At 59.8% G+C, this 13,935-nt stretch carries 12 protein-coding genes; 3 read left to right on the top strand and 9 right to left on the bottom strand.

The genetic code is table 11. The annotated features are described in order from the left end of the window. Window positions 1-349: 349 nt before the first annotated feature. The 3 genes from NLM31_RS07785 to NLM31_RS07775 are packed head-to-tail and all read right to left on the bottom strand — an operon-like array spanning window position 350 to window position 3,090. Window positions 350-1,408: an ABC transporter ATP-binding protein gene (locus NLM31_RS07785; protein WP_254191938.1), complete on the bottom strand. Its 1,059-nt coding sequence runs from the start codon at window positions 1,406-1,408 to the stop codon at window positions 350-352. Between the two features lie 6 nt (window positions 1,409-1,414). Then, window positions 1,415-2,236, bottom strand: a complete 822-nt coding sequence (locus tag NLM31_RS07780) for an ABC transporter permease (RefSeq protein WP_254191937.1) — start codon at window positions 2,234-2,236, stop codon at window positions 1,415-1,417. Continuing rightward, window positions 2,233-3,090, bottom strand: coding sequence for an ABC transporter permease (locus NLM31_RS07775; protein ID WP_254191936.1), 858 nt, complete (start codon window positions 3,088-3,090; stop codon window positions 2,233-2,235). The genes NLM31_RS07780 and NLM31_RS07775 overlap by 4 nt, the downstream gene beginning before the upstream one ends. 1,890 nt (window positions 3,091-4,980) lie before the next feature. On the opposite strand from NLM31_RS07775, the gene istA reads away from it, so the two are divergent. Genes istA through NLM31_RS07760 form a run of 3 tightly spaced genes read left to right on the top strand, consistent with a single transcriptional unit; the run spans window position 4,981 to window position 7,473 of the window. Beyond that, window positions 4,981-6,486 (top strand): IS21 family transposase, encoded by a 1,506-nt coding sequence (gene istA, locus NLM31_RS07770; RefSeq protein WP_254191935.1) that lies wholly within the window; start codon window positions 4,981-4,983, stop codon window positions 6,484-6,486. Then, window positions 6,476-7,255 (top strand): IS21-like element helper ATPase IstB, encoded by a 780-nt coding sequence (gene istB, locus NLM31_RS07765; protein WP_254191783.1) that lies wholly within the window; start codon window positions 6,476-6,478, stop codon window positions 7,253-7,255. Before istA ends, istB begins: the two co-directional genes overlap by 11 nt. Continuing rightward, window positions 7,252-7,473 (top strand): hypothetical protein, encoded by a 222-nt coding sequence (locus NLM31_RS07760; protein WP_254191782.1) that lies wholly within the window; start codon window positions 7,252-7,254, stop codon window positions 7,471-7,473. Before istB ends, NLM31_RS07760 begins: the two co-directional genes overlap by 4 nt. A gap of 108 nt (window positions 7,474-7,581) precedes the next feature. On the opposite strand, the gene NLM31_RS07755 is transcribed toward NLM31_RS07760, so the two are convergent. From NLM31_RS07755 to NLM31_RS07730, 6 genes are all read right to left on the bottom strand, one after another. Beyond that, a complete protein-coding gene (locus NLM31_RS07755; RefSeq protein WP_254191934.1) occupies window positions 7,582-8,460 on the bottom strand; it encodes a LysR family transcriptional regulator in 879 nt (292 codons plus the stop codon). Window positions 8,461-8,532: 72 nt separating this feature from the next. Then, window positions 8,533-9,165, bottom strand: coding sequence for an acyl-homoserine-lactone synthase (locus NLM31_RS07750; RefSeq protein WP_254191933.1), 633 nt, complete (start codon window positions 9,163-9,165; stop codon window positions 8,533-8,535). Between the two features lie 95 nt (window positions 9,166-9,260). Continuing rightward, window positions 9,261-9,983, bottom strand: coding sequence for a LuxR family transcriptional regulator (locus NLM31_RS07745; RefSeq protein WP_254191932.1), 723 nt, complete (start codon window positions 9,981-9,983; stop codon window positions 9,261-9,263). 204 nt (window positions 9,984-10,187) lie between these two features. Beyond that, window positions 10,188-10,892, bottom strand: coding sequence for a hypothetical protein (locus tag NLM31_RS07740; protein ID WP_254191931.1), 705 nt, complete (start codon window positions 10,890-10,892; stop codon window positions 10,188-10,190). 268 nt (window positions 10,893-11,160) lie between these two features. Further along, window positions 11,161-12,018, bottom strand: a complete 858-nt coding sequence (locus NLM31_RS07735; RefSeq protein WP_254191930.1) for a CmcJ/NvfI family oxidoreductase — start codon at window positions 12,016-12,018, stop codon at window positions 11,161-11,163. Window positions 12,019-12,298: 280 nt separating this feature from the next. Continuing rightward, entirely contained in the window at window positions 12,299-13,735 is a 1,437-nt protein-coding gene (locus tag NLM31_RS07730; protein ID WP_254191929.1) for an aldehyde dehydrogenase family protein, read from the bottom strand. Window positions 13,736-13,935 lie beyond the last annotated feature (200 nt).

Raw genomic sequence — 13,935 nt, 5'->3', positions numbered from 1 at the left:
GAGCGGTGATCTTTGCAAGACCGCTTCCCCTCTCAGCTTTTGCAGAACCTCCCGCACACTACCGGATTTGTCCTGGTCGAGCATCATTGCCCCGCGGGTCGATACGGATCATCCTTTAGGCGATCGGGCGTTGAGGTGCAGTGAAATCACTGCTTGACTCCATGAACCACAATTTTGCAAGCGAGGGAGAACCTAGGCCTGCGTGCAACAACTGCGATTGTCAGCCCTGGCGATATCCGGGACTATACAGTCCCAGCCCAGGGCACGCATTGCGTGGCGCGACAAATATCGCTGAGGCGTCTCCCAGTAGCCGTTTACATTTCCGAGATTGAATAGTTGGTAGGGGTCGCTAGGTCTCCGGCGCAAGGACGAGGCAGTCCTCCGGACGAATTTCCAATCGGACACTTTCGCCGTCCCGCGCGAAGCACTGACCATCGTTTTGTACGGTCGCGTGGATTCTGCGGCCGCTGGCCAAGCGGACCCAGTGATGGATTGTCGAGCCAAGGTACTCCGTCTTCTCAATCACGCCATCGAGCAGGTTCACGCCAACTGCCGTGGCGTCCTTGCCCCGCACGGCAATCCGCTCGGGCCGGATGCCGAGCTCCACCGCTCCTTGTTGGGCGTTGCTGGCGACCAGGATGGATAGTCCGTCCTCGGTCTCGAATTGATGGTGATCGAGCCGGCCGGTAAACCAGTTGGACTGCCCGATGAAATCGGCAACGAACTTGTTTGCGGGCGCACTATAGATCTCCTCGGCTGGCCCCCGCTGCATAATACGGCCCCTGCTCATGACGATGATGTGGTCCGCGAGGCTCATGGCCTCCGACTGGTCATGCGTTACGATGATGGTGGTGATGCCTGCCGAAGTAAGGATCTGCCTCAGCTCCACTCGCAGAGACTCTCGGAGTTTCGCATCCAAGTTTGAGAGCGGCTCGTCGAGAAGGAGCAGGGAGGGCTTGGTCACAAGCGCGCGCGCCAATGCCACCCGTTGTTGCTGTCCCCCGCTCAGCTGGTGCGGGCTGCGCTTCTCGTACCCGGGCATCTTAACGAGGTCGAGGGCGGAGCGAATTCGCGCAGGAAATTCCGAGGAAGGAACGCCTCGCTCGCGCATCCCGAAGGCGATGTTTGCCTCCACGGTCATATGGGGGAAAAGTGCATAGTCCTGGAACACCAGCCCCACGTTCCGCTCGTAGGGTCGCTTCTTGCGCACGCTCTCGCCGCGGATGCGGATGTCTCCCCCATCGGGCACTTCAAACCCGGCCACGAGGCGTAGCGTTGTGGTCTTCCCACAACCGCTTGGGCCAAGGAGGGAGACGATGCGCCCCTCCTCGACTTGGAAGGAGATATTATCCACGGCCAATTCTTGGCCAAAGCGCTTCGAGACGGTGTTGAGCTCTAATACAGTCATTGGATCCTACTTACGATAGATGCCTTGTCCGATCACTTTGTCCAGACCCGCGACGCGATCCAGAACCCAAATCAGCACGATGGTCACAGCCATGAGGCACACCGCAGCTGCGGCGATGCGCAAGTCAAATTGCGAGCGCATCATGTTCGTCATGGCCACCGGCAGCGTGTACAATTTCGGGCCGGTCAAGAACAGGCTAACGGACACATCGTCTAGCGAGTAAGCGAAGGCGAAGACAGCGCCGGCGGCGATACCCGTCTTTGACAGGGGTACCGTCACCTTCCAAAACGCGCGGCGCTCCGTCGCGCCGAGGATTAGAGCAGCCTCGGTATACGACTTCCGAATACCCACCAGGCTCGCAAGAGTTGTTCGGATCACGTAAGGCACCGTGATGATTAAGTGACCGCCGATGAGCGGGAGCATACCATCAGACATGCCGATCGCGGCAAAGAAGAGCAGGAGCGAAAAGCCGATGATGACGTGGGGAACGACAAGGGGAGTTAGAAAGAACGCGGAGAGAAGCTCCTTGCCGCGAAAGTCATAGCGATCTAGCGTAAACGCCGCAGCGACCCCGATCAAGGTTGATAGCGAAGTTGCCGCGATCGCCAGCACCAGGCTTACCTGCAGCCCCTTAAGATAATAGGCGTCCGAGAAGAAGCCCTTGTACCATTGCAGTGACAGTCCGGGTGGCGGAAATTGGCCCAGGAACTCCCGCGAGTCAAAGGACATCGCGGTAGCAATGAGCAGGGGGATGACGAGTAAGCCAATAGTCGCGATTGCCACAACGCTCACCGCAAGACCGAACACGTTGTCGACGATGCGTTTCATCGGAGGGCTCCTCCCCAACGGCTATTTGTCACCCGCGAAACGGCATAGACCACCAGCAGCGAAATGATCAGCATGATAACTGCAACGGCAGATCCGCTGGGGAAATTGGCCGTCTCGTAGAAGCGGTTGTAGATCAGGTTAGAGACGAACATCACCCTGCCCCGCCCCAAGATCATGGGGATGACGAAAGCACTGATCGAGAGCGTGAAAGATATCAGGAATGCAGAAAGAAGCCCTCGCGTACAGAGTGGCAATGTCACCGCCAGGTGAGCCTTCCACCGCGCTGCACCGAGTGCCTGCGCGGCCTCAATGAGCCGCGGATTCACGTTCTGGATCGTGCCAATGAGCACGAGCGCAGACATGGGCACGGCGTAGTGAAGCAACCCAAGCACAATCATGAATTCAATATAGAATCGGCTGCCAACCTGAACCCCGAATAGGGGCGCGATGTCGCGCGCGAATCCGACCGGCCCGAAGGAGAGCTCAATGGAGTAGACGCGCACCAAGCCACTCAGAAACATGAGCGTGATGAGAAACCCAAAAATCAACTTCCGAAGCCAATCCGAACGACGGCGGGCAACAAAATGGGCAATCGGGAACGCGAGGAACACCCCCAGGAAGGAGGCAATGAATCCGATCCCAAAGGTGTCCCAGAAATAGGAGGCGTATGACGCGTGCAGAAGGTCCGCGTAATTCGCTATCGTGAACGGCGCATTTGCCTCGGCACCGACCCGGCCCGGAATGAATTCGCGAAAACTGTTCACGAAGACACCCAGAAGGGGATACAGCAGTAACGTGCTGTACACCGCGACAACCAAGCAGACCAAAAGGGCGGCTCCGCGGGTAAGCTTCATTTGGCTCCCCGAAAACGAGGAAGGACGTTCACTGCGCTTGGCGTCTAGCTCCTTTTCCCGGTGATCCAGAGCTGGCTCGACAGCCAGGTACCGATCAGGGCCCGCGCTTGCAGCGATGGTCTTTGGATCCATATTGCGCCCACACAGCAAAGTTGTTAAGGGCCGCCAATCGGCACCCCGACAAGCAACAATGTATCAGCAGAAAGACGCGAAAAAGCGGCGCCTGAAGGCTTAAAACCGGTTAAATTCTGCTCGAATTGCAGGATCGCGGGTTAATTCCGGCTAATTCAACCGCTGCAAGGTAATACTTTCAATGAACAACAGGCGACGGCAGTACAATTGTTTCGCGCCCGTTGGTTTAGTGAAATTGCTGACGCGGTAACACCTACATCATTTCGCGATGCCTGTTAGCGCGAACACAGGCCACCGTTATTCCGGTCCTGTTGGCATCGGGGCCTGTCGGCAGCAGGAACAGGATCGCGACTGGCGCTGCAGGCCAGGAGGAGCTCGTACCATGCCCGGGTGCAGCCCCGGCTCACGATGAACTCACGCGAAAGAACTCGAAAATCACTTAGCGCCGATGAGCGCTGATTGGCGGACCGGTGGGCATTTGCACAGATGCAGGAGTTTCGCCGAGCCGCTGACACGCGCACTCGCCTTGTCCGTAATTGTCGAATCACGTCTCCATTGCGTCCTTTGACGTGAGCGTGAAACCACTCGCGATCCAGCATGCATCGGATTGCGGACGGGCTGTGGATTGAACGAATGCCCTCAGAGGAATGGAGGACACAGGCCGATCAACTGACACGTGATTTGCCCGTGAGCTAGGGATCTCGTCGCCTATGCGAATAATCCTCACGCACAATACTTGATCAGACAATCCGGGCCCGGTCGAACTTATTGCTTCCCGTCTTTGCGCGGTTCAAGGCAACGGAGAAGCTTTCGGCTCGCAGTGCGCGTCAACCTCTCAAGCGAGGCGAAGGGTGGCGCTCCGACAACAGCCTCAAGAAGGCACCTAGGGTCGGGCTTTCATTGTCCGCCCGCCAGTTGTTGGTGACTTTCTAAATCCGCGCAAGAATGACGACGAGGTACGACGGCGGTAGAGCGAAGGCGTCCGCACGCGCGCTCACCAATCGCGCCGAAGCGGGCGGACGCCTTTGCGGCGACGACCAGCGTCTGAGTTGAGGAATAAAAGACGCGGGGCACGTCTCCGGGCGCCCTGAGGCTCCTTTCGACGTACCCCGCTTTGCGCCTGCCTTATGGTAGATCTGCGGGTAATCAGCGCCGCAGAAACAAAACCGGCGTAACACCGATCTCAACTGGCAAGTGGGGCTCGATGTCACGCCCCTCGGACGGTGCGCGGCCTGCACTATCGCACTGTCCGCGCGTTCCGTCGACCTTTTCCAGCAACCTCCGGCGGCGCTCCGAAAGGACCGCCGCGGATGCTCACGGGCCGCTTCTTTCTGTGCGGCCGCTGCCGTTCGCAGGTCACGATCTGCCGCAACTGCGACCGGGGACAACGCTATTGCGGCCATGACTGCGCCCGTGCTGCCCGCCGCGAGAGCCTGCGCGAGGCGGGACAGCGTTATCAGCGCAGCCGCCGCGGACGCCTGGCGCATGCGACCCGGGCCCGACGATACCGGGCGCGGCACAATAACGTGACGCATCACTCTCCACCCGCATGCCCTGTCGGTTCACTACTGCGCCGGCCTGCGGACGATGTCGTCGTTGCACCTACTGACGTCGGCGAGCGAGCGACGACATCGATCATGCCCATGCCGAGCTGTCGGCTCTGCGGCTGTCGGTTGTCGATGTTCGTTCGTACCGGCTTCGTGCGTCGCCGGGGGCCTCGTCATGCGCACCCCGCCTATGGAGGCCGAGACCCGACCGATGACCGTTATCCCTGAATTGGAAGCGCAGATCCTGCGTCTGTATCACGTCGAGAAATGGCGCTGCGGCACCATTGCGAAGCAGTTGCGGGTTCATCACACGACCGTGCATCGCGTCCTGACCCAGGCCGGACTGCCCAGGAATAGGCCGATATTGCGGCCCACGAAGATCGAGCCCTATCTGCCGATCGTCCTGAAGACGCTGGAGCAGTTCCCCGCACTCACGGCCAGCCGCCTGTATGCGATGATGCGTGAGCGCGGCTACCGCGGGTCGCCCAGCTACTTCCGGCACCTGATCGCTTTGCACCGTCCACGCAAGCCAGCCGAGGCGTTCCTGCGGCTGCGCACGTTGCCGTCTGAACAAGGGCAGGTGGATTGGGGGCACTTCGGTCACATCGAGATCGGTCGCGCCCGCCGTCCGCTGATGGCGTTCGTCATGGTGCTGTCGTACTCGCGCGACATCTACCTGCGCTTCTTCCTCGATGCGCGCATGGAAAACTTCCTGCGCGGCCACATCGGCGCGTTCAACACATGGTGTGGGCTGCCCCGGGTCCTGCTCTACGACAATCTTAAGAGCGCGGTGCTCGAGCGCCAGGGTGATGCGATCCGATTCCATCCCACGCTGCTTGCCTTCGCCGGCCATTATCGGTTCGAGCCGCGTCCTGTCGCGGTTGCCCGGGGCAACGAAAAAGGCCGTGTCGAGCGCGCTATACGGCATATCCGGGAGGCATTCTTCATCGCCCGCAAGTTCACCGATCTCGACGACCTGAATGCCCAGGCCGAACAATGGTGCCGATCCGAAGCGGCGGACCGACCATGTCCGGAGGATCGCGAGATGACAGTACGCCAGGCGTTCGCAAAGGAGCAACCACTGCTTCTGCCGCTGCCCGCCAACCCGTATCCCGTTGAGGAGCAGGTCGCCGTGAAGGTCGGCAAAACGCCCTATGTGCGGTTCGACCTGAACGACTACACGGTTCCCCATACCCATGTTCGGCGCATGCTGAGCGTGCGGGCCGATCTCAGCCAGGTCCGGATCTTCGACGGCGCGCAAATGATCGCCAGTCACCGTCGCAGCTATGATCGTGGCCAAGAGATCGAAGACCGACGACACCTGAAGGATCTCGTCGAGATCAAGCGTGAGGCGCGCCAGCATCGCGGCCTCAACAGCCTCACCCGAGCCGTGCCGGTCTGTCAGACCCTGATGATCAGGGCCGCCGAACGTGGCGCCAACATCGGTGCGCTCACGACCGCGCTGCTGCGGCTGCTCGATCGCTACGGCGCAACGGAATTGCAGGCTGCGGTCGAGGACGCTTTGCGTGCGGGCTCCGTCCATGCGGCGACGGTCCGCGCCGCACTCGAACGTCGGCGCCTTGAGCGTGGTGAACCGCCGCCCGTCGAAACCAGCCTGCCCGAACATGTGCGGCGCAAGGATACAACGGTCCGGCCGCACCGCCTCGACAGCTACGACCAACTGACCCCTTCTGGAGATAACGACGATGAGCACTGATGATGCCCTGCTGAACCGCGCCAAGGCGCTGCGCCTCAACGGCCTGGTCGAACACTGGGACGAAATCGCCGGCGCCCCATGGCTGGCCCCCATGCTGCAATGGGAGGAGGAGGAACGTGCCCGGCGCTCGCTGCAGCGACGCCTGCGCGACGCCAGGATCGGTCACTTCAAACCGATGGCCGATTACGACTGGCTCTGGTCCAGGCGCCTCGACCGCGCCGCAGTGGAGCAATTGATGTCGCTGTCCTTCATGAACGACGCAACCAACATCGTCTTCGTCGGACCAAACGGCGTCGGAAAGTCGACCCTCGCGCAGAATATCGCCTACCAGGCGCTCATCGCCGGTCACTCGGTCTTGTTCCGATCGGCCAGCGAAATGCTCGGCGAGCTTGCCGCCCTCGACAGCGATACCGCTTTGCGCCGAAGGCTCCATCACTACGCCGCCGCCGACGTTCTGGCGATCGACGAGGTGGGATATCTATCCTACTCGAACCGTCACGCAGACCTGCTGTTCGAACTCGTCAGCCGGCGCTATCAGGCCCGCTCCACAATCGTGACCACCAACAAGCCCTTCGCCGCATGGACGGAGGTCTTCCCAAATGCCGCATGTGTCGTCAGCCTGGTCGACCGCCTCGTGCACCGATCCGAGGTGATCTCCATCGACGGCGAATCCTACCGCCTCAAGGAAGCTCTGGAACGCGCCGAGGCCCAGAGCACACAGCATCGAAGCCGGCCCGCCAGCACCAACGAGAAGGAGCACGTTGCATGACCAGAAACCACCATCAACCATCCGGCCTCAACTTCGGGATCAGCTTCCTCATCAATCCCGAATGGACCCCGGAGCAGGCGCTCGCTGTCCACGAGCTCCTCAAGGATCTATCCGACAACATCTGGTCGCACTACTGCCTCAAGATCCAGGAACTCATCCAGGAGCAACAAGCGCCGGCCGATCACCGCGACGACGAAGAGCAACCATACTCCTTCTGAAACACACACCACTGCGACACTCGGCGGCGGCCTTTGCGGGCCGCCTTTTTAGTTCCCTCACCATCCTACCGCCCATTCTTGTCGTCATTTTTGTGCGGATTTAGAAAGTCACCAACACCAGTAGGCCGAAAAGTCGAACCGGCTTGGGCCCGTGCCATCGCGCACGTCTCGGTAGACCAGGTCGGCAAAAATGGCCCCCGTATCAGATTCGAGGACCAGGCTAATGCCGGCCTTCATGCTGATCAGGCTCTTGATGATACCGCAGCTGACGTCGTGGCGCTCGATCCTGGGACGATCTTCGGGCAGGACGAGCTTCGAAACCAATAAATCTTCGAAGTCCCGCCCGGGATCGTAATAGCTTAGCAGGACCGTCTCGCCGCGCAGGTCTGTCCAGTAGATTGCCTGGCGCGCAGTGAGGGGATGTTCTTGTGGCAAGGCAACCAGGACACGTTCGCTCCACAGCGCCCTGGTTTTACAGTCTGGTAGCGGCAGGCTTCCCGTGACGATGAGAATGTCAAGTACGCCGTTGCGAAGCGCCGTTGCAAGCCTTGTCCGCGATCGTTCAACAGTCGCCACTTCGATCCGCGGAAATCGCTGCTTGAAGTCGAGCAGGGACGCTTTCAGTTTTCCCGCGGTAAGTGATGTGCAGAACCCGATGGTCAGCCGACCGGCTTCGCCGTTTTGAAGGGACTTTGCCGTTGCTATAAGCGCGTCAAATTCTTCCAGGATCGTTCTCGCCAGGCGAAGAATGCTGCGGCCTGCAGCCGTTGGAGTTACACCTCCGCTTGAGCGTTCAAACATCGCGACGCCGAGGTAGTGCTCGATCTGGCTAACCAATCGGCTGAGGGTAGACTGTTGTGATCTGAGCAGCTCAGCGGCTTGACGAAGGCTGCCACAATCGGCCGCAGCCACGGCCGACCGCAGGTGCTTTAGCTCGATTGCCTTGCTGCCTTGAATAGAAGGACTCGTTCCTCGAGAATTGGTCATGTTGAGGCTTAACCGGAGAGCGGTAGGGAGCGTTATGCAGCGGCTTGTCGAGGGTATGCTTCCGACGCCTAATTAGGCGGCCGTTCGGATGACGGGCGCCCAGAGCACCGGGCCAGGGATCTGCCCCGACTTTCGAATGCGCTCCAGGGCATCAGTTGACACCTCCAGGTAGCCTGCCAAGGCAAGAGTATTGCCGAGCGGTCGAGGCTTTCCGATCGGGCGCAGCGGCCACCCGGCGCGCCGAAGAATGCGCTCCATGCGGGCGTCGGTGACGGTTACGATTTCGGCCAGATTAATGGAAAGGCCGAACTCGACCATGCCTGCAAATAGCTCGTATGTTGCACTGGCAAGTCCACCGCCCGCTTTCGGTGCATCCGGAGAAACATCGAGAGCAAAACGGCTGCTCTCCCAGACATGGTCGCTTCGTGGCACCGCCTGTCCGTCCAGAAGAATGGGAAAGGTATCTCTAATCATGGTTGGTCCGTTCGACGGGAGAAGCCGAACGCACCCCTGAATGCGTCCATGTGTCGAGCGATGCAGCAAGTGGACTGGCCGAAGGACGTCAAATTCGTCGACTTCCATGTCGCCGCTGACCTGGACATCCCAATCAAGACGCTGTTTGAAAACGCGATAGCGCAACCGGTGCATTTCAGCGAGTTCATCGACGAACTCGCCATAGTAGCTTGGCGTGATGAGCAGCATCATTGCTGTCCTCCCTGCTTGTACCGCAGTGAAAGCAGAGAAGCTGATGCAAGCGCATCCTGTGCAGATGCACAGGGTGATTATGAATGATCCCCCAATTATCTTCGAGACTTTGATTCGGCCAATCGCACAACTGCTTGATGAATCGTCCGAACCCCGAGCTTCGCTCGGGCATTATCCCGATGAAATCCAACGGTTCGTGGAGATATCCCGAGAATATTGCCGATCTCCCAAGCGGATTTTCCCAGGGAATACCATTCGAGACATTCGAACTCGCGAGGCGACAATAAGACGCCATCGACCATGCGCTCGGACCGCAACATGCGACCGGCGTGCGCATGGAAGAACATCGCCATTAGCCGCAGGGCCTGGGCGTGCTCGTTTATCGAGCGCTCGAATTTTGTTCGCCGCTCGTCGGTCGCGAAGCTGACGGCGGCGATTGCACCCTTACTATCGTGGATTGGAATCGTAAATCCATACCGAATGCCGAACCTGGCGGCTTCTTCAAAGAGTTCCCGCTCAAATTCGGACCGAGCTCGCGGTCCGAGCCCAAGACCCCACCGAAAGGGTCGAGTATCGCGGATGGCCTGGCCGACCACTGGATCGAACCGTTCGTAGTGGCGCCCCAGGTAATGCGCTGTCCAGGTTGGCGGATAGGTCGAGATGAGCTTGGGGGGATCTTCGAGTTTACGAGCGAAACTAAGATATGCAAAGCAGGATAGGTTCAGCGTCGTCGCGATATCCGCCATGCTCTGCCGAAGGCAATCCTGGTCTGTGCTTTCGGTCAGTCGATCGACAAAGTTCTGAATGGCGCGATACATCGTGTATGAACACACCGCGAGCCTGCTAAGTAATTACGCTCCCTCGATCTGGCCGCAGGGATTTACCCTCTCCCTCCTTGAGCGTGAGCCCAAGCAGCTTTCCTCGGCGCCGGGCAAAGAGATGGCGACGCGGGGATCGCCTGGATCCAAATTGGAGCGAGACAATTGTTGGTCGCCGGTCTTTGCCATCGCAACAACGTTTTTTCACGCGACCGACGCAAGCATCATCCGGCTAAGTGTTGTGATGTCGTAGACGGGCAGCTTCGCAACACGACGGATCGTCGGCGCAGCCGCCGGAAAACCTGCGCATTCGAACAATATGGTCCCGATCTCCGGGTGCACCGCCCGAAGTCGCGAGATACAGGCGATAACATCTGTCTCTATGGCGGCTACATCGGTCGGTGGAGGCGGACGTTTCAGTTCGTCATGCCAGTACTTGCCGCCTTCAATGCCACCGATGACGATCCTCGCGCGGTCTGCCGAATTATCGAGTCCAAGCAGATCTTCGCCCAAGTGCGTCGAGTCGTAGGTCAGAACGGCAATTTTCGCCTGCCGCGGAAGTTGGCGGAGCAACACTGGCAGCAGAAGCAGGCTCGACATCGCTACCGGGACACTTACCGAGGTGGCAACAGCTGCCTGGTATCGTATCGAGAATCCGCAGGTCGAACTTATCGCAATGGCGCCTCGTTCCACCAGGCGGCGGGCGGCTGCCATGTAGGCGGGTTCAAGAGTTGGATCGCCGCGGACGACGTTTTCCACCCAGGCTCCCGGGACCGTTTCCGTGATGACGGGGAAATTGAAGGTTGCTGGATTCAGCAACGAGCCGGGTAACGGCGGCGGCGGCGTAGCCCCCGGAGCCAGCCCGCGTTCGAGATGTAGGATTCCGAGTGATGCTGTGATCTGCGTCATGCGTTGAAATCTACCCTAAGCTTGGGACGATTTTCCCTAATGTGGAGCGTTGTATGTGCAAAATTCTGCGTCGAACGGTGGAAGGCGAAGCTTCCGCGCATCAAAAGCCCGTCCAGTCCTCGGCCACCAGACTGTCGCCAGATGCACGACCGTTGTTCCAGGATCCACACAGGGCCTTAACGATTGATCGACGGCAGTAGTCCAGATGACCGACCCACGATCTGAGTGATAGCTTCAATAGTGTAAGCGGTAGAATCTGCCTCGGAGTTTAATCTAAGTATACGTAGAAGCGAGCCTCCACGCTCTCGCGGGGTTTTGCGTTCGGATATGCGCGTCGATTGTCGAATGCCGAGTGAGCTGACATCGGACCGTAATGTACGGCGGAATCATAGCCCTTGAACAGAACCAGATCGTCCGCAGTCATTTCCGGGAAGTAATACCAACGCTGATTCGAATTGAAGCGGACGACGCAACTCTTGTTGACGCCGTAGTCCACCACGGACACATCCTTATCACCAATGGTGCTCGCATCGCAGAACGCTAACGGGAAATCCTGCGGAGGCGGCGAGAGAGCACGCCAGAGTTGAATGAGCATTAATCGGGAATACGCTCGAATCGGAAGGCCCTGTGCCTGGCTCTCGGCGGCTGCTCTCATAGGACCGGAAATCGGTGCGACATCGATGTGAGCCAACCCGGCCGGCTCCCTTATTCCAGCTACGGAATTCCAGCCGCCCTTGGGAATTGCCGTCCCGGCGGCACGACGCACATGCAGGCCACTGGGGCGGGCGATGACCCACGAGGCGTTGAAGTGGCTCTTTATGAATGGAAGCATCTCTTCTAGATACTTCTCGCGCATGATCTCTGGATCGCGCACGTTCGCACAGGAAGTCTTGTGCTGAATCAAAACGAAGCCTTCGCGGTCGAGAGATAGTTCGTCCACGATGGGACGGGCGTCGCGAATGGGGACCTCGTAACTCACGATGGGAACGTGTTCATAATTCGGCACAACAACCGCCGGAGCCTGTTCGTCGGGCGTACGTCGAGCAAAGGCTACTTGGCCTTGCACGCACTCCAACTGGTCGCGGTCTACTTTTGCTGTCGATGAGGCTCGCTTCGCATAGCCCATGGCTGCCCGCCTCCCTAGAGATGGTGCCCCATATCGAGCTATCAGCATAGAATATGCTTCACGTTCATAAGCAGCAAAATCCGGTCGTAGCTCGCAGAAATTCTGCAATCCGGCGCGATGCCGATCGAGCACCGAACCGCCAACTTGGTTGGCGGATTGGCGGAGAGGTCCGCTGCTTCGTCGGCCCTGTGGGGACTGCGAGCGCTTTCAAGTGCCTCGCCACATGTGACGAGGCCCGACGCTGCAGGTCGCGGCTACCGGCAGGCAGATTCGCGCCGAGCTACTCGGCGGCCCGCTGGGGCGTGAAGCCAATCACAGCCTTGGTCTCAAGGTATTCGTGAAAGCCGTACTCGCCCGACTCTCGCCCGTTGCCGCTCATCTTGTAGCCGCCGAACGGAGCCGCTAAGTCGTCGGCCCCATTGATCAGCACCTGGCCAGCGCGGAGCCTCGAGGCGACCTCACCCAAGGTACCCATGTCGGTCCCCGAGACGTACGCCGCCAGCCCGTATTCGGTATCATTGGCGATCCTCACCGCCTCGTCGACCGACTGGTAGCCAAGAATCGAGACCACGGGGCCGAAGATCTCCTCGCGGGCGATGGTCATGTCGTTCTGCACGTGCGCAAACACGGTGGGCTTAACGTAATAGCCCGCATCGAGCCCGCGCGGACGTCCAAGGCCGCCGGTGACCAGGGTGGCTCCCTCGTCGATCCCTGCCTTGATCAGCCACTGGATCTTCTCCCATTGGGCCTCGTTAACCACGGGACCGATCGTGGCATTGCTCTTGGGATCACCGACCACTATCGATTCCGCGCTTTCCTTAGCGATCATGACGGTCTCGGCGATGCGCGTCGAGGGCACCAGCATGCGTGTGGGCGCAGAGCACGATTGCCCGGAGTTCTGCATCACGCGCCTTACGCAGCCAGCGACCGCTGTCGGGAAGTCAGCGTCCTCAAGGATGATGTTTGGGCTCTTGCCCCCCAGCTCCTGCGTCACGCGTTTGACCGTCGCAGCCGCTACCTTGGCCACCTCGATGCCGGCCCGGGTCGAGCCGGTAAAGGACACCATGTCAACTCCGGGATGGCTCGCGATCGCCGCCCCCACTTCGGCGCCGGTGCCGTTGACGAGGTTAAACACCCCGGCCGGTACGCCTGCGGCGTCCAGGATCTCCGTCCAAATGTAGGCGCTGAACGGCGCCTCCTCGGACGGCTTTAACACCATGGTGCAGCCGGTCGCGAGGGCTGGCACCACCTTGCAAGCGATCTGGAAGATAGGCCAGTTCCACGGCGTGATCATCCCGCACACGCCGATGGGCTCTTTCACGATGCGGGTGCCGTCGCGCTCCTCTTCGAACTTGAAGTTCTGCAGGATCTGGATTCCTGCCTCGAGATGCGCCATGCCGATCGGGGCCTGTGCGCGTTGCGCGAGCGAAGTCGGCGCGCCCATCTCCTCCGTAATTGCCTCGGCGATGTCGCCAAGGCGCTTTTGATACTCGCCGAGAATGCGCTGCAACAGGTCGAGCCGTTCACCGCGGCTGGTCCTGCAAAACGTTTCGAATGCGCGGCGCGCAGCATCCACCGCCATGTTCACGTCGGCCTTTTCCCCGGCCGAGATGTGGCCTGCGACCCGCTCGTTTGCCGGGTTGATGACGGGCAGCGTCTTAGGCGTTACCGGGTCGACCCAGCGTCCATCGATGTAGAACTTCAGATATTCGCGCACGTCGCGCTCCTTGGGTCGTCTCGAACCGGCCCATCGGGGCCACGGGCCTTGGAAGTCGCACAAGATTGCGCACGAGGCGAGAGGCCCTCCGCCGGTGCACGACGCCCCCCCGGCTGCCTTCGCCGGTCTTTGCATTTGAGGAATTTGATAAGAGGAAGCTGTAATATGGGCGAGCGCGCCAGCGCTCGCCCATATTCACG

The sequence above is a fragment of the Bradyrhizobium sp. CCGUVB4N genome (assembly GCF_024199945.1).
In the GTDB taxonomy this organism is placed as follows: domain Bacteria; phylum Pseudomonadota; class Alphaproteobacteria; order Rhizobiales; family Xanthobacteraceae; genus Bradyrhizobium.
The sequence above is the reverse complement of the archived record's forward strand: the minus strand, read 5'-3'. Positions and strand labels throughout refer to the sequence as shown.